Raw genomic sequence first — 21,943 nt, forward strand, 5'->3', positions numbered from 1 at the left:
TGTCGCTTCGGATATCCATCCACTGTGCTCCTTTCATTTCCTGACTCCCTTTCCGGGCTCTTTTTCGCCCTCTTGGGAGTCTATCTTTTTTTCGCCTCCTCCGCCACAAAACTACATTTTTTCCTCGGCGTTTTCTTTCATTTTATTACTGGCGCTGACAATGACCGAAAGCCCCTTGCTTACCATCTCGGTAATCAGCTCGTAGATCTCCGCCTTGGCGCCGACATCCACGCCGCGGGTCGGCTCATCCAGAATCAGCACCTTGGATTCGGTCATGAACCACTTGGACAGGACCACCTTCTGCTGGTTGCCGCCCGAGAGGGTGCCCGACCGCTGTTCCGGACCGGTCGCCTTGATGAGGAACCGGCTGAACGCATCCTTGACCAGCCCCATCTCCTTTTTGCGGCGGACATAGCCCGCTCCCGGCACGCTGATCCGGTCGAGGATCGGGAAGGTCAGGTTGCGCCGGATGTCCATTTTGAGCACAAGCCCCTCTTCCCGGCGGTTTTCGGTCAAAAAGCTGATCCCGTTTTTCATCGCCCGGTGCGGGGAACCCAGTTTGACCTTGTTCCCCTCAATATAGATTTCCCCCGAGGCGAGGTAGTCCAGCCCGAAGATCGCCCGCGCAGTTTCCGAGCGCCCCGCGCCCACCAGCCCGAACAGGCCGAGGATTTCCCCCTTGCGCAGGCTGAACGAGACCCCCGCCAGCTTGCGGTTGACAAGGTCTTTCACCTCAAGCACCTTCGGGGCGTCCTCCCCTGGTGCGGGCGGGAGCTGGGGGAAATACTGTTCCAGCTTTCGCCCGATAATCAGGCTGACCAGCTCATCGTTGGTCGCGGCCTTGGTGTCCAGCGTGCCGACGTTCTCGCCGTTTCGCAGGACAGTCACCTTGTCGCAGATTTCAAAAATCTCGTCCGATTTGTGCGAGATATAGATGATGCACGCCCCGCCCGCCTTGAGCTTGCGGATGATCTCGAACAGGATGCGGGTTTCGCGGTTGGTCAGCGAGGAGGTCGGCTCGTCGAAGATCAGGATTTTCGCGTCGAGCGAGAGCGCCTTGGCAATCTCGACCTGCTGCTGTTCCGCGATGCTCAGTTCCCCGAGGCGGGTGGTCGGCTCGACATTCAGCCCCACCTCGTCGAGATACTTTTTCGCCATCTCGTTTTTCTTTTTATCGTCTATCAGGCGGAAGGGCCCTTTGACCGGCAGGTTGGAGATCATGATATTCTCCGCCACGCTGCGCAGGTCAAACAGCTTCAGCTCCTGATGGATGAACGCGATTCCCGCGCGCTCCGCCGCCTTGGTGTCGTGAATCTGGACCTCCTGCCCGTTGATGCAGATGCGTCCGGAATCCTTGGTATAAAGTCCGCCGAGCACATTCATCAGGGTGGACTTTCCCGCGCCATTGCCGCCGAGCAGCCCGTGTACCTCCCCGGACGCCGCCGAGAAGCTGACCCCCTTCAGGACTTCCACCCCGTAGAAACTCTTATGGATGTCCTCAATTACCAGATAATCCATATTCGCCATTGTCCAACCCTCTTTCACAGGACAACCTGTACAACCTCCCCGGAGGGCAGGGACTGTACGTCCAGATCGTATTTCTGGGTATCCTCCGCAAAGCTGCAGATGATCGAGGTTTCATTCTCGAGCGGCATGGGGGTCCAGTGCCAGACCTCCTTGCCGACGACCACCGCCTGCTTTTCGGTAATCAGGAACGCCTCCGCCTTCTGGTAGTCGGGCTGGTCCTTGCCGTCCACCTGTTTGTTCGGGCAGAAGACAATCACGATCGGGCCGGTCAGCGGGGTCATAAACTCCTCGGTCTTGAAATGCCGCTCCATGTTGACCGTCCGGAACGGGCGCTTGAAAAAGGTCGAAACCCCGATCTGGAAGATACCCGAATCGCACTGATAGAGGCTCAGCTTCGGCCAGAAATTGAACCGGTCGGTTGGACGGTCGGGGTTGCCGTCGGTCGGGATGCAGATTGCGGTCCCGTAGGGGGCGAACGCTTCCCTTGTCAGAGGCTGCGCCTGTATATTCAGAACGCTCATGGTGGTGTCTCTCCTTTCGTTGTCAGGTCAAGCCTGATCGATATACTTTTTCAGAAAACGCCGGTTGATCCTGCACAGGCAGCTCATCTCGTTGCCCACGCGCACCTCACCCGCGAGGTTCAGCAGCATGTATCCATCACACTGGGCGATCCCGAACTCCCGTTCCATCCGGCGCACCAGATCGGTATAGCCGATCTTCATGGCCGCAGTCAGGTCGGAGCAGTTGGGCAGGCCGATCGAGCCGATCCATTCGTCGGTGTTGACCTGCGGGCACCCGACATAATGCGCCTCCTCCCGGGAGAGCAGGGTCACCCGGACCTTGACGGTCCCCTGGCACTCGAGCGCGCATCCGGTGATTTCGCCGTCGCCCTGGCAGGCGTGCACATCGCCGACCGAGAGCAGCCCGCCTTCGACATTGACCGGGAGTACCACCGTAGCACCCGGGCGGACCTCCGGCAGGTCGATATTGCCGCACCATTCCGAACCCTGATAGAACGAAGCCCGCCGGTCATATTTGGGAGCCACCCCGATCGAACCGACAAACGGGGACATCGGGATTTCCAGATGTGCGCCCGGCTCCTCGAGCTTCATGGTAATCTTCCCGTCCTTGAACGGGCAGATGCGGGTTTTGGCTTCAAGCGGCTCCTGGAAGGTGCCGAGTATGTCCTCCAGCACCCCTACGCCGCTCTGGATCGAGGTATAGCCGCCCTGGAAGGCCAGGCCCGGGGTGACTTCAAGGATTTCCACCGCGAGGCAGTCCCCTTCCTTCGCCCCTTCCACATAGACCGGGCCGGTCACCGGGTTGCAGCCGCCCGCCGCTTCGTAAATCTTCTCAAATTCCGGCCAGAGGTCGGTCTCCTTGCGGATCAGGCCGCAGTTTGCATCCTCGGTCTCAAAGATCACGGTGTCGCCCGACTGTATGGTTACTGCCGGCGGTGTCTTTTTCTCATAGGAAAATTGTCTCTGCTCGATACCGAGCCTCACTGTTTTGCTCAAATCTGACACACTCCCTTTCTCCACCGGCTCATTTCAGACGGTATTTTTCCAGCAGCTTGCGGTCGATCCGGCAGACACAGCTTCCCCCGTTGCCGACCCGCATCTTTCCCGCCAGATTCAGGATCATATAGCCGTCGCAGAGCGGGATGCCGTATTCCAGTTCCATCCGCTTGGCAAGCTCGACATAGCCATTGGCCATCGCATTGGTCAGGCGCCCGCGGTTGGCGATCGAGATCACCCCGATCCACTCATCGCTGTCCACCTGCGGCCAGGTCAGATAGGTAGACTGCTCCTTGGGGATCAGCCGGACGGTTGCTTCAATGATCCCCTGGCACTCGAGCGCACATCCGGTGATCTCACCATCGCCCTGTACGCCGTGTACATCCCCCATCGAGAGGAGCGCACCTTCGACATGCACCGGCAGCAGGACGGTCGAACCAACCTTGACATCCGGGCAGTCGACGTTGCCGCACCACTCGCGGCCCTTGTAGAACGAGGCGCGCCGGTCGTATTTGGGGGCCACCCCGATGGTGCCGACGAACGGCGCTACCGGGATTTTGATATACTCCTCGTTGTTGTCCAGCTTATAGATAATCTCATCGTTTTCGATCTTGAGGATGCGGGTTTTCGCGCCCAGCGGCTTCTGGATCGTGCCGTTGATGTCCTCAAGCGAGCCCACGCCGCTCTGGATCGAGGTATAGCCGCCGCCCCGGGCAAATCCGGGCACCACCCGCTTGATCTCGACCGCGAGGTTGTCCCCCTCTTTCGCCCCTTCCACATAGATCGGTCCGGTCACCGGGTTGCAGCCGCCTGCGGTTTCGTAGATTTTCTTGAATTCGGGCCACAGATCGGTCTCCTTGGTGATGAGGCTGCAATTTGCGTCCTCGGTCTCCAGGATCACCGTATCCCCCGAACGGATGGTGGCAGCAGGCGGGAGATCCTTGTCAAACGCGAATTTCCTGTGCTCCATCCCCAATTTTACAATTTGGCTCACCGTTTCCCCTCCATTCCAAGTTGCTTGATCCCTGTCATTTGCGATGCCGCTCGAGCACCTTCCGGCTGATCTTGCACAGGCAGCTCGAACCGTTGCCCACCTGCACTTCGCCCATCAGGTTGAGGAGCTGGTAGCTGTCCAGCTGATCCATGCCGTACTCCTTTTCCATCCGGCGGATCAGCTCGGTATAACCGGTCCGGACCGCTTCGCTCAGGTTGCGGTAGCCCAGACAGGCGATTGCACCGATCCACTCGTCAGTGTTGGCCTGCGGCCAGTCGCAATAGTGCACCTCTTCAGCGGAAACCACGTCGATCTGTACTTCCACGACCCCCTGGCACTCGAGTGCGCATCCGGTGATCTCGCCATCCCCCTGAAGGGCATGGATGTCACCGATCGAGAAGAGCGCACCCTCCACATGGACCGGCAGCACCACCGTCGTGCCCACACGGATGTCACAGATGTCGACATTGCCGCACCAGTCCTGCCCCTGATAGAACGAGGAACGGCGGTCCTCCTTGGGCGCTACGCCGATCGTCCCCACAAATGCCCGCACCGGAAGTTTCAGGTAATCATCCGAATTGTGCAGTTTGAAGTGGATTTCGTCCCCTTCAATCGGGCAGATTTTGGTGCGCGGTTCCAGCGGCTGCTGGAGCGATCCTTTGCAGTCCTGCAACATGCCCAGCCCGGAATAGATCGAGGTATAGCCACCGTTCCGGATGAAACCCGGCACCACCCGCAGGATTTTTACCGAGAGGCAGTCCCCCGGATGGGCCCCTTCGACATAAACCGGCCCGGTCACCGGGTTGCAGCCGCCCCCCTTGGCGTAGAGTTTCGGAAACTCTGCCCAAAGGTCTGTCTCCTTGGTAATCAGGCTGCAATTCGCGTCCTCGGTTTCGAACACGACACGGTCCCCCGAATGGATCGTCGCAACCGGCTTTGCCTCCCGATCGAATGCGAACTTTTTATGTTCCATCCCAATCTTCAAAATTTCTCCCATGCCGAACCTCCCTTTCTGTCCTGACTTGTATCCTTTCTGATTCAAAATCGCTGCAAATCCCTACAGGCAGTTTTTAAAACTCTTTGGTCACTACAACCTTATCGCGGGTGATGTCTTTCAAGGTACGGCAGCCGGTCATACGCATCGCGTTTTGGAGTTCCCAGACCAGCTTCTGGGTATATAGTTCAACGCCGCGCGCCTCGCCGCCCTCGGCAACCACGATATACGGACGCCCGATCAGCACCGCATCCGCGCCCAGCGCAAGCGCCTTAAAGACATCCTCGCCATGGCGGAAACCGCCGTCAATAATCAGGAGCAGCTTGTCCCCGACCGCATTCCGTATTTCCTCGAGCACCTCGATCGTCGAAAGCGACTGGTCCATCGTGTTTCCCGCGTGATTGGAAATAACGATCCCTGTGGCACCCGCCTCGACCGCTTTGAGCGCACCCCGCGCACTCATGATCCCTTTGAGGATGAACGGTTTTTTGGTGATCGAAAAAATCTCCCGAAGCTGCTGTGCGGACTTGGGATAGGTTTTTCCCTTGCCGTTGACCGAAAGGTAGGCCAGACCCACGCAGTCGATATCATGCCCGACCGCCATGACCCCTGCATCCTCTGCCATCCGGATTTTTTCCCGGATGATCTCGGGCGACCAGGATTTGATCGCCGGGATGCCCACTCCGCCATGCTCCCGCAGGCAGCGCAGCGGTTCGGTGTAAGCCCCCTCACCCATCGTATCAGGGGTCCAGCCAAAGCAGCCGGCCGCCATCACCCCATCAAGCAACGCTTTGGTGAAGTCGTAATCTCCCGAAAAGTGGGTGGAGGGATTGAAGCTGGAGACATGCCCATACGCCCCCGACATAATCGGCGCACGAAACCGGTGCCCAAACAGTTCGACCGAGCTGTCAATCTCGCTGCCATCTCCGCCTTCATAGATCGTGTCATATACCAGACGAATCTGCTGTAATTTGTCGTAGTTGCGGATTGCCGACCCGGAGCGTTCGGTCGGGATCATCTTACAGTTCTGGCTGTTGCAGATGCGGCAGGCGCGGCATTTTGGCATCATATACTGCCGGGCGTTCTGCATAACCCCCTCAAGCTCCTGTAGAACCTCTCTATAGTTCATCCTGTCCGCGGGACGTAGTGCTTCCACAGTTCACACCTCAACTTTCTTCATGTTTGCGCGTTTGATAACACTTGATGCTTTTTATGATATATTATTATCAAAACCATTTCAATCGTTAAGATAGACAAAAATCGCTTTATTTTTTCTACCTCGTCTCTTTTTTGTACTGTTTATACAAAATATTTTTGTATTTTCGACTATAAATCCGATTTTTTTCAAAAAACGCTTGACTTAATCTCCCCTAATTGTTATCATCTATGTTAAAAGTAGAGATTCTTTCGATCAATTTTTAATCAATTTTTGGATTTCAAAAAGGAGGTTTTTTCTATGTCAATCCGTCAGATCCCGGTACAGCCACTCACCCAGGAAGCCTTTGCGCCCTATGGTACGGTGATCGACCTGCCTGAAAAGCCCGAGAACTACGAGCTGCGCAGCTCCGACCGGTTTGACTTTTTCCCCAAGCTCTGCACCTATCAGTGCGATTCCGGCATCTTCCAGATCGGGGTATCCACCCTCTATCAGCGTCCCTACCGGACGGTCAACATGGAGCGTCATTACCACACACAGGAGCTGATGGTCCCGCTCACCAATCCCATTATTATTGTCTTTTCCAAGAACAAGGGGCTTGACCCGCAGGAGGAACCGGATATCAACGAAGCCGAGGCGTTCCTCATCAACACCCGGCAGGGGGTTGTCGTGGATACCGGCGTCTGGCACTGGACCCCGATGCCGGTCGGCGGGGATTCCAGGATCATCTGCAGCTTTGCCGAGAACACCTCCGCAAATGACGTGGATGTACATAAATATCCAGCGGGCGAAGTGCTGGAAGTGCTGGTGTAACCACGGGAGGCGCTGAAGATGAACGCTTCTCCCTTTCTGATCGGGGCGACAGTGGCGATGGGGGCGCCCGCCGGTTCCCCTTTCCCGATTGTCACCTCAGATTTTTACCAGTCGATCGACTGGCTCTGCAAAAAAGGGTTCGACAGCATCGAACTGCATATCCGCACCCCCGAGCAGGTGGACGGTCCGCGCATGAAGGATTACTGTGCAAAAAAGCCGATCCAGATCTCGTCGATCGGCACCGGCATGGCTTATGGAATGGAAGGGCTGAGCATCACCAGTTCCGACCCTTCGGTCCGCGAAGCAGCGATCCAGCGCCTGAAAGGGCAGCTTGATCTGGGCGCACTGCTCGGCTGCCCGGTCATCATCGGTTCTATGCGCGGCCGGATCGGCAGTTCCCAAACGTTTGAACAGGTGGACGCCTGGATGGTCGATTCGATGCGGGAGCTTGCCGATTATGCGGAAAAGGTGGACGGGGAGCTGGTCATCGAAGCGATCGACCGGTTTGAGACCAACTACCTCAAGACCGCAGACGACGTGCTCGGCCTGATCGACCGGGTCGGAAGCGACCGGGTTCTGGTGCATCTGGACACCTTCCATATGAATCTGGAAGAGCGTGACTGGCGCACACCCATCCTCCACTGCGGGAAAAAGCTTGGACATGTGCATGTGGCAGACAATACCCGCTATTATCCTGGCTGGGGCCTGATTGATTTCCGACCTATCCTGTCCGCACTCTCGGAGATTGGGTACCAGCGCAGCCTGACGATCGAGTGTTTCCCGGTTCCGGATGGTTACACCGCCGCCGAACGGGGACTCCGGCATCTGCGTGCCCTGATCGAAGCCTCCTTCAAAGACTGACGCGCCCCCCTCACCTGCTGGCCTGTCAGTCATCACGATAACGTCGGCAGGCATACAATGTATGCCTGCCGACGCTGCAATGTGAGAAAACAAAAGCATCATTCTGGTTTTTTCAATGCTTTCCTCCTAAAAAAATGGGCATGGCGTTTCCCGCGTCATGCCCATTTTTTAGACCCAACCGCCTGACAGGCCTTTTTCCTGCTTTTTTACACATCTTTATTTGACATTTTGTACGGCAATGTTATAATGAGATTGTATGTTCTGCCGTATGGCAGGTGGAGTTTTGGAGATGCTAAAATCGTTATTTTCCTTAAAGGAGGCAACGATTTTGAATCCATTTGAACAAAACAACCCCCATCCGGACGAACAGCCGGTACCTGGAACCCCACAGGAACAGGGCGAGGAAGAGGAGCTTTCCGAGCAGGCGGACCAGATTCTCCAGATCGGAGGAGTCACCGCCAAAAAGGGCAAGCATACCATCCACTGCCTGACGATCATCGGGCAGATCGAGGGGCATTATATCCTCCCTGCCCAGAACAAAACCACCAAATATGAACATGTGATTCCGCAGCTGCTCGCGGTCGAGCAGGATCCCGAAATCGAGGGGCTGGTGATCATCCTGAATACGGTGGGCGGCGATGTGGAAGCCGGGCTTGCGATCGCAGAGCTGCTCTCCGGGATGCGCAAACCGACCGTCTCACTCGTGCTGGGCGGAGGACATTCGATCGGTGTGCCGCTCGCGGTGAGCGCCCGCAAAAGCTTTATTGTGCCCTCAGCGACCATGACCGTCCACCCGGTGCGGATGAACGGCCTGGTACTTGGTGTGCCGCAAACCCTCTCGTATTTTGACCGGATGCAGGAGCGGATCGTCAAGTTTGTCACCGACAACTCGAATATTACGCCCGAGCGGTTCCGTCAGCTTATGATGAACAAGGATGAGCTGGTGATGGACGTCGGCACCGTACTCGATGGACAGGCCGCAGTGGATGAGGGCCTGATTGATGCGCTTGGCGGTGTGTCGGACGTGATTGCCGCCCTTTATGGGATGATCGAGGAGGGGGCAGAATGATTCTCCATTCGATTGTTCCGCTTGAGCAGATCTTCCCGAGCGACGGCGGACTGGAATACAGCTACCGGAAAGCGCATAACAGTTATATACAAGGAGTAAAATCTGCTGGAAGATTCACAGTTTCCCGGCTGATTTCAACCGACCCGCGGCTCTATCTGGACCCGCACTATACGCCGGGGGCACAGATGCCGCCGGAGAACCGACAGTAAGGAGCTTTTTCATGACCATCTTTGAAGCATTCCTGCAGGGGCTGATCCAGGGGTTCACTGAATTCCTGCCGGTTTCCAGCTCTGGACATCTTTCGCTTTTCCAGTATTTTACCGGAAACAGCAGTGAAACCGGATTCCTGTTCTCGATCGTCCTGCACGCAGGCACACTGATCGCGGTCTGCATCGTCTTCTGGCGAACGATCTGGGAACTGTTTTGTGAAGGGCTTTCCCTTCTGGTGGACCTTGTCACCCTGCGTTTTGATGCCCGCAGGATGTCCCCTTCCCGCAGGATGCTTCTGTTTCTCTTGCTCTCGCTGCTCCCGCTTTTCGGGATGGTGCTGCTCAAGGACCGGATTGCCGGGTTTTCCACCGATAACGACATCACGGTGGAAGGATTCTGCTTCCTGGTCACCGGCTGCCTGCTGTTGCTCTCGTCCAGACACTGCCGCGGGCGCAAAAACGGCAGAAACATGAATGCCAAAGATGCACTCGCGGTCGGGCTGGTGCAGGTCGCCGCCACCATGCCAGGCATCTCCCGGTCCGGCTCCACCATCTCAGTTGGGATGATCTGGGGGCTGGAACGCAGCTTCGCGGTCACCTATTCGTTTATCCTGGGAATCCCGGCAGTGCTCGGTGCGATCGTCCTCGAGGTGGGAGATGCCGTTCAGGAGGGGCTGACCCTCCCGCTGCCGATCCTGCTGACCGGCCTGATCAGTTCGGCCGCATTCGGCATCCTCTCAATCAGGCTGGTCCAGTGGATCGTCCGGGACAGTAAATGGAAATATTTTGGGTATTATACGCTTGTGCTTGGCATCGTTGTGCTGATTGTCGGCACAATCGACAATTTCTCCGGGCACGCGATCCAGGGCCTGCTGTCCGGCGGATAAACCCGGCAGGGCTGACAGACCGTTTCAGGGGCTTTTTCTCTTGCAGAAAGCCCCTCTTGACGCCTTTGAGGCAGTTCTTTACCCCGGCAGCGGACAAGCCTTTTCAATATGGCCTATTCTCAATTTTTCAGATAACCTCTGGATACAGAACCGGTCCTAAATCCTTTTGTAGGAGGGTCACTATGGCAACCAATCGCAAATCTTCGGCACGTTCTTCCGGCTCACGCGGCAGGAAACCTTCTTCCCGCAGACGTTCTTCCGCACAGCAGCGCGCACAGCATCAGATGCAGGCGGTCATCCTCTTTGCATCCGGCATCTTCCTTGCTGCGCTCACCCTGATTAAAGGTGCGAGCGCCTGGAACTGGCTCCACAATGCCCTGTTCGGCCTGTTTGGCGCAGGTGCGATCTGTGTCTCTGCCGCGCTGATCTACATAGCGATCCTGCTCACCACGGACAAGCCGTTCCAGATGCAGGCGGTCTTTTGCGCCCTTCTGGTCGCTTTTTTCTGTGGTGCACTTCAGATTTTCCAGATGGGCGTGCCCGAATCTATCGAGGACAACCTGCTGGAAATGCTGGTGGAATGCATCATTCAGGGGATCGCGGTCAAGTCCGGGGGGCTGGTCGGCGCAATCATCGGTCTGCCGCTGCTGCTCTGTTTTGGTAAGGTTGGCGCAGGAATCTCGATCGTCCTGCTGATCTTTGTCTTTTTGATGCTGGTCACCGGCGGCACACTGGTCGGACTGGCACACAGTGCATCCAAGCCGGTCCGCAAGATTGAGGAAACCTATGCCAGCCAGATGGAGCTTCAGGAACAGCGCCGGGCCAAACGCGCGGCAAATGCTCCGCCCCCGCAGGCCCAGCCTGCCCGCAAACGGATTGACATCCCGCTGGAGTGGGAGTCCCGCCAGCCCGAACAGAAACCGGAGGAAAACGCCCCGGCACAGGCAGCTGCATCACAGCCGGGGATTCCGGCGGATCAGCCGCAGCCGCAGAAGCCCCGGTTCGAAATTGATATCCCGATCGACGGGGATTTTGTCCCGGAGGGGAATGACCGTTTTTCGTCCAGCGTCTCGGACGAGCCAATGCAGTTTGTCCCGCCGCCGGAGCCGACCCTTGACGAGCTGGTCAGCAAGGCGACAACCGATTCCGGCCGCTTCACCTTCAAGGCGGATTTTGAGGGAATCCCGATCCTGTCGGACGACCCGGATGGGCCCGCCCTCTCGATGGGACATGCCCCCGCAATCCGTTCACCATTCGATCCTGTGGAAGAGGAGCTGCCTCCGGTTCCGGAACGAGAGCCCTCCCCCTACGACGGACTGATCCTGCCCGATAACCCTGATCTACTGTCCGACACCCCGGCTCCGCTGCCGGATAGCCCTGCTTCGGGCGAGGACGAGCTGGAACCGGACTATACGGTCAACCAGGCTGGCGGTACGCCGCCGGTGCGGGAGGACCCGCACGACCTAGAAATAGAGGAAGAACCGATCCCGCCCGAGCCCGAAGAGATGCCTGACCCGCCGGTCTACCGGATTCCGCCGCTGCACCTGCTGCGCGCACCGCGCCAGCAGTCGGACAACGATATCACCGACGAGATGAAGGCCAACGCCCAGCGGCTGGTGGATACCCTCGCCAGCTTCGGGGTGCAGACCCGTATTGTAGATATCTCACGCGGGCCGGCGGTCACCCGGTATGAGCTCCAGCCGTCTGCCGGGGTCAAGATCAGCAAGATCACCGGCCTGGCCGACGACATCGCGCTCAACCTCGCAGCCGCAGGGGTGCGCATTGAAGCCCCAATCCCCAACAAGGCGGCGGTGGGCATTGAGGTCCCTAACAAGGTGATCTCGGCGGTCACCATCCGGGAGATCATAGATTCGGATGTGTTCCGCGATTCGGAGAGCCATTTGTCCGCCGCACTGGGGCGGGACATCGCCGGAAACATCGCGATTGCCGACATTGGAAAGATGCCCCATCTGCTGATTGCCGGTTCGACCGGTTCCGGAAAATCGGTCTGCATCAACTCCATCATCATCTCCCTGCTCTTTAAGTCCACCCCCGAAGAGGTGCGGTTCCTGATGATCGACCCCAAGGTGGTCGAGCTGGGCATCTATAACGGCATCCCCCAGCTGCTCGTCCCGGTTGTCACCGATCCCAAAAAGGCCGCTGGAGCGCTTTCCTGGGCGGTCAGCGAGATGCTCAAGCGGTACAAGCTGTTCGCGGACAACTCGGTGCGCGACCTCAAATCGTTCAACAATCTGGCGGCCAGGACCGAGGGCATGGAAACGCTGCCGCAGATCGTGATTATCATTGACGAGCTGGCTGACCTGATGATGGCTGCACCGAACGAGATCGAGGACAGCATCTGCCGCCTGGCGCAGATGGCGCGCGCGGCCGGGATGCATCTGGTCATTGCAACCCAGCGGCCCTCGGTCGATGTCATCACCGGTGTCATCAAAGCGAATATCCCCTCCCGAATCGCGTTTGCGGTTTCCTCGCAGATCGACTCCCGCACCATCCTCGACATGGGCGGCGCAGAAAAGCTGCTCGGACGTGGGGATATGCTGTTTAACCCGGTCGGTTCCTCCAAGCCGCTGCGCGTCCAGGGATGCTTCGTCACCGACGAGGAGATCGAAGCGGTCATCGGATTTATCAAGAGCGACGCGTGTGCGCTGTACGACGACGAAATTGTCCACCAGATCGACAGCCATGTGGTTGCGGGCAAAGGCGGAAAGGGCGGCAGTAATGCCTCTTCGGATGCCGGAGGACCGGAGGAAGGCGAGGAGGACGAGATGCTGATGCCCGCGATCGAATGTGTGGTCGAGGCGGGTATGGCCTCCACTTCTCTGCTCCAGCGGCGGCTCAAGCTGGGTTATGCGCGCGCCGCGCGGATCGTTGATGAGATGGAGACCCGCGGAATCGTCGGGCCGTTCGAGGGGAGCAAGCCGCGCCAGGTGCTGATTACCCCCGAACGCTGGGCCGAGATGAAGCTTTCGCAGGACAATTAAAGCTGATTTTGCGATCTAATCTGCGGGATTCTTTCCGGGGCGACCGCCCGAGAGACACGGGTTTGGGGCGGTGTTGATACCCGACGGCTAAAAATGGGCTTTTTCGATGGAAAGATTTTGAATGGCAGCTCCCAGTCAAAAGCGGGAGGATGTTCTAAAAATAGGAATGAGGTTTATCATGTTTCTACCCCTGACAGATGCGGATTTCCGTACACGCGGCTGGGAGCAGGCCGATTTTATCTGTGTCACTGGCGACGCATATGTTGACCATCCGAGCTTTGGTATTGCGATCGTCTCCCGCCTGTTGGAGTCGCTCGGCTTTAAAGTTGCGATGATTGCCCAGCCGGTCAAAGACGCGGATTTTCTGCGGTTTGGCGCGCCCCGATACGGCTGGTGGGTGACCGGGGGAAACATCGACTCGATGGTCGCTCACTACACCGCCGCCAAACGCAGACGCAGTGATGACGCCTATACCCCCGGCGGCAAGGCGGGCAGACGTCCCGACCGCGCTACTATCGTTTACTGCAACCGCATCCGCACCCTGTTCCCGGATGCGCAGATCGTAATTGGTGGGCTCGAAGCCTCGATGCGCCGTTTTGCGCACTACGACTATTGGTCAGATACCGTCCTGCCGTCGATCCTGCTGGACAGCAACGCTGACCTGCTCATCTTTGGGATGGGGGAGCATCAGACTGCACATATCGCGCGCGAACTGGCACAGGGCGTGCCGGCAGGCAGTATCCGATGCAGGGGGGTCTGCTACCTGGCCAACCAGCTGGGGCTTCCAACCGACGCGGTTTCCGTCGCCTCCTACGCAAAGGTTCGGGAGAACAAGCTCTCCTACGCCAAAGCAGCTTATACCGAGATCACCGAACAGGATGCGGTGCGCGGCCGCAAGATCATCCAGAAACATGGGGACGACCTCTATCTCGTCCAGACCGAACCGGCGCTCCCGCTCACCACCGAGGAACTGGACGCGGTGTTTGCGCTGCCGTTCGAGCGGATGTACCACCCCAGCTATGAAGCACAGGGCGGTGTCGCCGCGATTCAGGAGGTAGAATTTTCGATCATGCATAACCGCGGCTGCTTTGGAAGCTGCAATTTCTGTTCGATCGCATTCCATCAGGGCAGCACTGTCACCTGCCGAAGCCCTGAATCCATCCTTCGCGAGGCGGAAAGCTTTGTGCAGAATCCCCGCTTCAAGGGGATCATCAGTGATGTGGGCGGTCCGTCCGCAAACTTCCGGCACCCATCCTGCAAAAAACAGCTCTCCAAAGGGTCCTGCCCCGACCGGAAATGCCTTGCCCCGACCCCGTGTCCAGCCTTGCAGGTCGATCACAGCGAATACCTCGATCTGCTCCGCCGCCTGCGTCAGATCAAAGGGGTACGGCGGGTATTTGTGCGGTCGGGCCTGCGGTACGACTACATGATGCTTGAAAAGGATGACCGGTTTATGCGCGAACTGCTCGCCTATCACGTCAGTGGGCAGCTCAAGGTCGCACCGGAGCATTGCAGCCCCAACGTGCTCGACTGCATGGGAAAGCCCCATATCGGCGTTTACGAAAAGTTTGCCGAGCGTTTCTACCGGATTACCAAGGAGGTCGGCAAGGAACAGTACCTCGTACCCTATATGATCTCTTCCCATCCCGGTTCCACCCTGAAAGACGCGATCAATCTGGCGCTCTTTCTGAAAAAGCATCGGATGCGGCCTGAACAGGTGCAGGACTTTTATCCCACTCCCGGCACGATCTCGACCTGCATGTTCCATACCGGTTTGGACCCGTACACCCTCAAGCCGGTTTATGTCCCGACCTCCCAGGAGGACAAATGGCTCCAGCGTTCCCTCTTGCAATATTTCAAACCGGAAAATCGAAGGGCGGTGCTGGCTGCACTGAAAAAAGCCGGACGGGAGGATCTGATTGGCAACGGACCAAACTGCTTGATTCCTCCCGATCGGAACCACACCGCCCGTCCTGCCACGCCAGCGGCCGAAGCTGATCGAAGACAACGGAACGGAAAAAAGATCAAAAAGAACCAGTCCCCACCGCGCGGGCGGCGCGGCAGGGGCCGGTAAACGCCAAACAGACAGTCCATCCGGAAATCCGGGTGGACTGTCTGTCTTAGAATCTGTTCAGCACCTAAAGTTTTACTCAATTTTTTTCAAAAAATTGCGGGGTCGAGGGGCAGAGCCCCCGACGCGCTCCGCACTGCGAGCCGCAGCGAAGCGTTTCGAGCGCAACCCGCCGAAGGCGGGCTCTTAGCGCGAGATGAGCGCGGAACGCTTTATCCTGTGAAGCGCTTTTTTCGGGTGAATTGCCGCGTAGCGGCAAGAGGGGGCTTTTTGCAAGTGAAAAAGCCCCCTTCCAAAGATACGGAACCGTCTCTTAGAATCTGTTTGGCATCTTTTCCTGCGCATCACGCCGAAGCCCGGGAAGCGATAGGTGCGGTTTGGGTCAGGGTTCCCCCTCCTCATAGCCCCAAGGAAGGCCCCTTGCGCCTGCCCCTGTCTTACTGCGCCTTGAACCTGTCAAGCGGCAGCAGCTTGACCAGGATCGCGATAGCGACGGTAGTGGTAATCATCTCACCAACCATAACCGTTCCGTTGACACTTAACGAATAGAGCCAGACCGGCGTCCCCTCTGGTGCATAGACGCCCCAAATGACGACGCCCGAAAGGAAACTGCAAAACAGCCGTACAAAGATCGCAGTGATCGTGCCAACCGATGCGCCCAGGACCTTCTTTTCCCCAAACCGGCGGGCTACTGTCCCAGCGACCCCGAGCGCCCCGAAGGCAAGCACATAATCGAGCAGGATTACAAGCACAAAATTTCCGAACGTCTGCACCGGCGGCGGGTAGAATCCCTCCACCATCTGTACCAGGGAATATGCAAACGAGGTGAAAAACGCCCATTTTGGTTCATACATCAGGGAAATCAGGATGATCGGCGCCATACTTGCCGGGGTGACCGATCCTCCATTTGGAAGATGGAACAGCTTTATCATCGAGAGTACCAGGGCGAGCGCGATCATCAGCGCGCAATGGGTGAGCTTTCGGGTTTTGACAGTCACAAAAACCACTCCTTTTTGTTGATGCAACAAAAAACGCCACAGGCAATCCCTGCGGCGTAAACGAAGTTTCGCAACTGCTTCCTACGCTGGCATTACCCAGATCAGGTTCTAAGGGATCTGATCGGGACTACGATCAATCACAGCCGGATTCCTCCAGCACCCCTGCATGTGGCCTTTTTTGTTTTCTGTATTATACAGGATTTCGACAGATTTGTAAAGAAAAAAATCGCAAAAAGGGGATGCATACATTTTAAAGTTTATGTTTAGATACTTCACATCCCCAGTGGAGAAAGCGTTTATGACCATCTGTTGTCCCGGGATGGAACCCCAACACCGTTCATCGCTTCTCAGATTCTCGAAAAGGCCCCCAAGGGGATTGGCTATGTCCCGGGTTTACCGCGCGGGGCGCCCACTATCTCTGCTCCTGCCGCTGCGCCGGTCTAAAGACCGGCGCAGGCGGGAAAAGCTCCCTCTTATGGCTCCCGGGCAGGAGCCGGTCAGCCGATTCCGCCGAACACCACGCCGAGCACCACAACCACTGCGGCAAGCAGGACGTAGAGATACTTGGCGAGAAAATCGAACCCGGGGAAGAGCGGCTTTTCCCGCCCGGTCATCAGCTCCTTTTTGATCGCCGGCAGCCCCAGCACCCAATAGATCATGGCTGCACCGATCACCGCACCGATCGGGACCACCCAGATGGTAATTGCATCCATCCATCTTCCGAGGTAAGGTTCATACTCAATGAACACCCCAGCTGCAAATGCGGTCCCGCCCACCAGCGCAAGCGCAGGGAGCCGATGCAGGCGCAGATGGCGCTGGGCCGCTTCGCAGACAACCTCGAACATATTGACCAGAGAAGTGGTACCGGCAAAGAGGATCGACAGGAAAAAGAGCACCGCAAAGAGCTGCCCGGCAGGCATCCGCGCAAACACCTTCGGCAGAGTGATAAAGATCAGCGGCGGACCGGCCTGCGGGTCAAGCCCGAACGCGAATACAGCCGGGATCACCGCAAACCCTGATACCAGCGCTGCCAGCGTATCCAGAACAGCGGTCAGCGCGGAGGCATGTGGGATGTCCTCCTTTTTGGAAAGATAGCTGCCGTAGATAATCATGCCGGACCCGGTGATCGAGAGGGAAAAGAATGCTTGTCCCATCGCCATAACCCAGGTGTAGGGGTCAAGCAGGGCGCTCCATTTGGGAATCAGCAGATAGGCATAGCCCTCCATTGCACCGGGCAGGAAAGCCACCCGCACCGCAATGACCAGAAACAGGAGAAAAAACGATGGCATCATAATCTTGTTGACTTTCTCGATCCCCTTGATAACCCCGCTGGCGAGGATCACCACCGCCAGAAGGATGACCGCGACATGCCAGGGGATATTGCCAAAAGGCCCGGTCATACCGGCAAAAAAATGTTCTGCATCCTGCGCGAAAAGGCCGCCGGTGACTGCCCCGGAGAGCGAGCGCAGCACCCAGCCGACGATTACCGCATAACCAATCGCGATGCCGAGCGATCCGAACAATGGGATTGCGCCCAGAACTTTTCCACCCTTCCTGCCGCGGGATTCCATCGCGTAGTCATAGGAGCCGATCGGGCCTGTACCGGTCAGCCGCCCGAAGGCAAACTCACCGGAAAGCCCCACCGCACCAAAAAGTGCGACGAACAAAAAATACGGGATCAGGAATGCGGCGCCGCCGTACTGCCCAAGCCGGTAAGGGAACATCCAGATATTTCCCATCCCGACCGCGGAGCCTACCGACGCCATAATAAACCCGATCCTGCTGCGAAACTGCCCATTCTGCGGCTCATGGCCACCCTTTATCTGTTGGTTTGACATGTTGCACCTCTTTGACCATTTAAAGTGTGTTTTTCATTATAACGCATCTGTCTGGAAAAATCCAGTCAGAGGGCCAAAGAAATCCGATATGATAAGACAAAAACACCGCAGCACCCTGCCGCGGTGTTTTTCCGGTTTTGCCAGACGAAATATTCCGGATTCTTTACTTTACGATCTCACCCATGACCTCGCCCGCACAGGCAGCGGCATTGGACTCATCGGTGTCGATATGCATGGCCGGACGGAAATCAGGATGGACGCGGCAGACAACGTCGCCAAAGACCAGCGAACGGCCGTTGGTGTCAATCTTGACCGAAACGGTCTCTTTATCCTTGACGCCCCAGCTCTCTGCGGACTGCGGGTCAAAATGGATGTGGCGTTTCGCAGCGATGACCCCTTCGGTCAGCTCGACCTCGCCGCAGGGACCGACCAGTTTGCAGGAGCCGGAACCTTTGACATCGCCCGATTCCCGGATCGGCGCATCAACGCCGATCGCGCGCGCGTCGGTCAGGGAAAGCTCAACCTGGGTTGCCGAACGGCAGGGGCCGAGGATCGAGACGTTTTTCTGGGTCTTTTTTGCGCCTACAACATCCACCCGCTCCTCGCAGGCATACTGTCCCGGCTGGGAAAGTTCCTTTTTATAGTGCAGTTCAGCGCCCTTCCCAAACAGAATCTCCAGATGCTCTTGGGTAACATGAACATGGCGCGCGGAAGTTTCAACAATGAATTTTTCAGCCATACTGATTTCATCCTCCTGTAGTTTAAAAATTGGGGATTTCCTCCTTTTATTCTACCTTTTGTGGACACATTTTGCAAGTATTGTCATACAATTAACAATCTTCCCTTTCCGGCCCGCTTGTGCTATACTTGAAAAAACAATCCAACCAGAACGCAACCGCCAAGGGGGTAACCAACATGATCGAAAATTTTGACCAGCTCCGCGAGACGGTGCTCTCCTGCAAAAACTGTAAGCTGCACGAAACCCGGACCAATGTGGTCTTTGGGGTGGGAAACCCACATGCCAAGGTGATGTTTATTGGAGAAGGCCCGGGCGAAAACGAGGACTTACAGGGGATTCCGTTTGTCGGGCGGGGCGGGCAGCTTCTCGACAAGCTGCTGGCGCACATAGATCTTTCACGCGAAACCAATGTCTATATCGCAAACATGGTCAAATGCCGTCCGCCCAAAAACCGTGACCCCGAGCGGGACGAGATGGACGCCTGCATGGGGTATCTGCGCAATCAGGTTTACCTGCTCCGCCCGAAGATTATCGTCTGCCTTGGACGGGTTTCCGCATGCTCCCTGATCGACCCCAAATTTAAAGTCACCCGGCAGCATGGCACCTTTTTCGAGCGCAACGGGATTTTGATGATGGGAACCTTCCATCCGGCGGCGCTGCTGCGCAACCCGGTCAACAAGCCGGATTCGCTCGAAGATTTTCTCAAACTGCGGGAGAAGATCGACGAGCTGGGAATTCCGGTCTGAGAACCTGTTTCGTATTTATTTATGCAAGGGGGCTTTTTCACTTGCAAAAAGCCCCCTCTTGCCGCTTTTTGAGCGGCAATTCACCCGAAAAACGCGCTTCACAGGATAAAATATTTCGCTCATTGCGATGAGCGACCAAAGGCTCTGCCTTTGGAAACCGCAATTTTTTGAAAAAAATTGAGTAAAACTTTAAATTGAGAAAAGAAGAAATCCGTCCAGCTTGCCGGGGTGGGGCCTGCGGGGAGGGGTCGCCGACCCCTATCCCGCAAGACAGCCCGCAGGGGCGTCGCGCTTTGCGCGCTTCGGGCCGAAAGCCCGAGAAGCCCCGAGGAAGGCGCCTTGCGCCTGTCAGTTTGGTCCGGAACCAAACTGACGTTGTCTCACTGCCCCCCGACCCCGCAATTTTTTGACTGCCGCCGCCCTGCTGGGCGGCGGGTTTATTTGTGTTATGCAAAAAGCCTCCGTAAAAAACGATTCACACAGATACAAAACAGGTTTCCGGACGAAAATACCGTTTTTTTATTGACAGAGCCACCGATTGACGGTATATTATAACAGATTAAAGTTGTATTTTGTGCCGCAACCTGCGGCGGATAGGAAGAACGGTATTATGAATATCAAACGTGAAGACCTGAGAAATATTGCGATTATCGCCCACGTTGACCACGGCAAGACCACGCTGGTCGACGGGATGCTCAAACAGAGCGGCACCTTCCGGGAAAACCAGGCGGTGCAGGAGCGGGTGATGGACTCAAACGACATCGAGCGGGAACGCGGGATCACCATTCTTGCGAAAAATGCCTCCGCCGAGTACAAAGGCGTAAAGATCAATATTGTTGATACCCCCGGACACGCCGACTTCGGCGGAGAGGTCGAGCGGGTGCTCAAGATGGTCAACGGGGTGTTGCTGCTGGTCGATGCGGCCGAAGGCCCGATGCCCCAGACCCGGTTTGTACTGAGCAAGGCGCTCGAGCTTGACCTTGCGGTTATCATCGTCATCAACAAGATCGACCGGCCGGATGCGCGGGTCTATGAGGTGGTTGACGAGGCGCTCGAGCTGCTGATGGACCTCGGCGCAACCGATGCCCAGCTCGATAGCCCGATGGTATTCTGCTCCGGGCGGGATGGTACTGCAAGTTACTCCCCCGAAACCCAGGGGGTAGACCTCCAGCCGTTGATGGATACGATCGTGGACTACATCCAGCCGCCCGAAGGGGACCCGGACGAGCCGACTGGGGTACTGGTTTCGTCGATCGACTACAACGACTATGTAGGGCGGATCGCGGTCGGACGGATCGAGCGCGGCACCATGAAGGTCAACCAGCAGGTGACCGTCTGCGACTACCACGACAAGGAGTTAAACCGTCCGGGAAAGATCACTGCAATTTATCAGTTCACCGGTGTTGGACGTACACAGGTCGAGTCCGCCACAGTCGGCGATATTGTGATGTTCTCGGGCATCGAAGATATCAATATCGGCAACACTGTTTGTGCCCCGGGCACCCATCAGCCGATCCCCTTTGTCAAAATCTCTGAGCCGACGGTGGAAATGACCTTCTCGGTCAACACCAGCCCGTTTGCCGGACGGGAAGGAAAATTTGTCACCACCCGCCAGATCCGCGACCGGCTTAACCGGGAACTGCTCCGCGATGTCTCGCTCCGGGTTTCGGACGGGGATACTGCGGATTCGTTTATCGTCTGCGGGCGCGGCGAGATGCACCTTTCGATCCTGATCGAGAACATGCGCCGTGAGGGATACGAGTTCCAGGTGAGCACCCCCAAGGTGCTGATGCGGGAGATCGACGGCGAACAGTGCGAGCCGTTCGATGAACTGACGATCGACGTGCCTGCTGAATCGTCGGGTGCGGTCATGGAGAAGATGGGGGTCCGAAAAGGCGAGCTTCAGTCGATGGAGCCGGTCGGCAGCCGGATGAAGATGGTCTTTATCATTCCGGAGCGGGGGCTGTTCGGTTACAAAAGCGAATTTCTTACCGATACCAAGGGGGAAGGGATTATGAACACCCTCTTCCACGGCTATGCACCCTACAAAGGAGAGATTCCCCGCCGGAACAACGGATCGCTGATCGCGTTTGAGACCGGCGAGACGATCACCTATGGCCTTTATAACGCTCAGGAACGCGGTACCCTGTTCCTCGGGGCGGGTGAGCCGGTCTACGCCGGACAGGTGGTCGGCATGTCGCCCAAGAACGAGGATATTGCCGTCAATGTCTGCAAACGCAAACAGCTCACCAATACCCGCGCCTCCGGTTCGGATGATGCCCTGCGCCTGATCCCGCCCCGTCGGTTCTCGCTTGAGGAATCGCTTGAGTTCCTTGGGGACGACGAGCTTCTGGAGGTCACACCTAAGAGCATCCGCATTCGGAAACGCATCCTCGACCACGCCCAGCGTATGCGCGAACAGATGAAATCCAAATAAAACAGCATCTCACACAGAAAAGCCGCTCGGATTCGTCCGGGCGGCTTTTGAATGTTACCACATATTTTTTCAAAGAGTTTCTGAA

At 57.0% G+C, this 21,943-nt stretch carries 18 protein-coding genes and 1 riboswitch; of the genes, 9 read left to right on the plus strand and 9 right to left on the minus strand.

Going from position 1 to position 21,943, the window contains the following annotated elements; all coding sequences use genetic code 11:
* Positions 1–111 precede the first annotated feature (111 nt).
* From D5269_RS08355 to D5269_RS08380, 6 genes are all read right to left on the minus strand, one after another.
* The gene (locus tag D5269_RS08355; protein ID WP_120484996.1) at positions 112–1,527 is read right to left on the minus strand and encodes a sugar ABC transporter ATP-binding protein; all 1,416 of its coding nucleotides are present in this window, start codon (positions 1,525–1,527) and stop codon (positions 112–114) included.
* A gap of 14 nt (positions 1,528–1,541) precedes the next feature.
* Complete coding sequence (locus D5269_RS08360; RefSeq protein ID WP_120484997.1) at positions 1,542–2,048, minus strand: ureidoglycolate lyase; 507 nt, start codon at positions 2,046–2,048, stop codon at positions 1,542–1,544.
* 27 nt (positions 2,049–2,075) lie between these two features.
* Positions 2,076–3,044 carry an acetamidase/formamidase family protein gene (locus tag D5269_RS08365; RefSeq protein WP_016315745.1) on the minus strand — a complete coding sequence of 323 codons (969 nt, stop codon included), beginning with the start codon at positions 3,042–3,044 and terminating at the stop codon, positions 2,076–2,078.
* Between the two features lie 28 nt (positions 3,045–3,072).
* Entirely contained in the window at positions 3,073–4,038 is a 966-nt protein-coding gene (locus tag D5269_RS08370) for an acetamidase/formamidase family protein (protein WP_120484998.1), read from the minus strand.
* Between the two features lie 34 nt (positions 4,039–4,072).
* Positions 4,073–5,035, minus strand: a complete 963-nt coding sequence (locus D5269_RS08375) for an acetamidase/formamidase family protein (RefSeq protein ID WP_120484999.1) — start codon at positions 5,033–5,035, stop codon at positions 4,073–4,075.
* 73 nt (positions 5,036–5,108) lie between these two features.
* Positions 5,109–6,188: an alpha-hydroxy-acid oxidizing protein gene (locus D5269_RS08380; protein WP_243126740.1), complete on the minus strand. Its 1,080-nt coding sequence runs from the start codon at positions 6,186–6,188 to the stop codon at positions 5,109–5,111.
* 300 nt (positions 6,189–6,488) lie between these two features.
* On the opposite strand from D5269_RS08380, the gene D5269_RS08385 reads away from it, so the two are divergent.
* The 7 genes from D5269_RS08385 to D5269_RS08415 all read left to right on the plus strand — a co-directional run bounded on the left by D5269_RS08385 (position 6,489) and on the right by D5269_RS08415 (position 15,103).
* On the plus strand, positions 6,489–7,001 hold the full coding sequence (locus D5269_RS08385; RefSeq protein WP_016315741.1) for an ureidoglycolate lyase: 513 nt from the start codon (positions 6,489–6,491) through the stop codon (positions 6,999–7,001).
* An 18-nt stretch (positions 7,002–7,019) separates the two neighbouring features.
* Entirely contained in the window at positions 7,020–7,862 is an 843-nt protein-coding gene (locus tag D5269_RS08390; RefSeq protein WP_120485001.1) for a sugar phosphate isomerase/epimerase family protein, read from the plus strand.
* A gap of 433 nt (positions 7,863–8,295) precedes the next feature.
* Positions 8,296–8,931: an ATP-dependent Clp protease proteolytic subunit gene (locus tag D5269_RS08395; protein WP_242829010.1), complete on the plus strand. Its 636-nt coding sequence runs from the start codon at positions 8,296–8,298 to the stop codon at positions 8,929–8,931.
* On the plus strand, positions 8,928–9,140 hold the full coding sequence (locus D5269_RS08400; RefSeq protein ID WP_016315717.1) for a YlzJ-like family protein: 213 nt from the start codon (positions 8,928–8,930) through the stop codon (positions 9,138–9,140). Before D5269_RS08395 ends, D5269_RS08400 begins: the two co-directional genes overlap by 4 nt.
* An 11-nt stretch (positions 9,141–9,151) precedes the next feature.
* On the plus strand, positions 9,152–10,027 hold the full coding sequence (locus D5269_RS08405; protein ID WP_120485003.1) for an undecaprenyl-diphosphate phosphatase: 876 nt from the start codon (positions 9,152–9,154) through the stop codon (positions 10,025–10,027).
* 182 nt (positions 10,028–10,209) lie between these two features.
* Positions 10,210–13,029 carry a DNA translocase FtsK 4TM domain-containing protein gene (locus D5269_RS08410; RefSeq protein ID WP_120485004.1) on the plus strand — a complete coding sequence of 940 codons (2,820 nt, stop codon included), beginning with the start codon at positions 10,210–10,212 and terminating at the stop codon, positions 13,027–13,029.
* Positions 13,030–13,195: 166 nt separating this feature from the next.
* Positions 13,196–15,103: a YgiQ family radical SAM protein gene (locus tag D5269_RS08415; RefSeq protein WP_242829006.1), complete on the plus strand. Its 1,908-nt coding sequence runs from the start codon at positions 13,196–13,198 to the stop codon at positions 15,101–15,103.
* A 434-nt stretch (positions 15,104–15,537) separates the two neighbouring features.
* Here the strand turns inward: D5269_RS08415 and thiT are convergent, their stop codons facing one another.
* The 3 genes from thiT to D5269_RS08430 form a co-directional block, all read right to left on the minus strand.
* A complete protein-coding gene (gene thiT, locus D5269_RS08420; RefSeq protein WP_016315712.1) occupies positions 15,538–16,098 on the minus strand; it encodes an energy-coupled thiamine transporter ThiT in 561 nt (186 codons plus the stop codon).
* A 61-nt stretch (positions 16,099–16,159) separates the two neighbouring features.
* A riboswitch (TPP riboswitch) is annotated at positions 16,160–16,272 on the minus strand.
* A gap of 323 nt (positions 16,273–16,595) precedes the next feature.
* The gene (locus tag D5269_RS08425; protein WP_166545158.1) at positions 16,596–17,936 is read right to left on the minus strand and encodes a sodium-dependent transporter; all 1,341 of its coding nucleotides are present in this window, start codon (positions 17,934–17,936) and stop codon (positions 16,596–16,598) included.
* A 163-nt stretch (positions 17,937–18,099) separates the two neighbouring features.
* Positions 18,100–18,675, minus strand: a complete 576-nt coding sequence (locus D5269_RS08430; RefSeq protein ID WP_016315710.1) for a phosphate propanoyltransferase — start codon at positions 18,673–18,675, stop codon at positions 18,100–18,102.
* Positions 18,676–18,851: 176 nt separating this feature from the next.
* On the opposite strand from D5269_RS08430, the gene D5269_RS08435 reads away from it, so the two are divergent.
* Both D5269_RS08435 and typA read left to right on the plus strand, forming a co-directional pair.
* Positions 18,852–19,421, plus strand: coding sequence for a uracil-DNA glycosylase (locus D5269_RS08435; protein WP_120485006.1), 570 nt, complete (start codon positions 18,852–18,854; stop codon positions 19,419–19,421).
* 610 nt (positions 19,422–20,031) lie between these two features.
* Positions 20,032–21,858, plus strand: coding sequence for a translational GTPase TypA (gene typA, locus D5269_RS08440; protein WP_016315708.1), 1,827 nt, complete (start codon positions 20,032–20,034; stop codon positions 21,856–21,858).
* The last annotated feature ends 85 nt before the right edge of the window (positions 21,859–21,943 follow it).

This window comes from Anaerotruncus sp. 1XD42-93 (assembly GCF_009917605.1).
GTDB lineage: Bacteria > Bacillota > Clostridia > Oscillospirales > Ruminococcaceae > Anaerotruncus.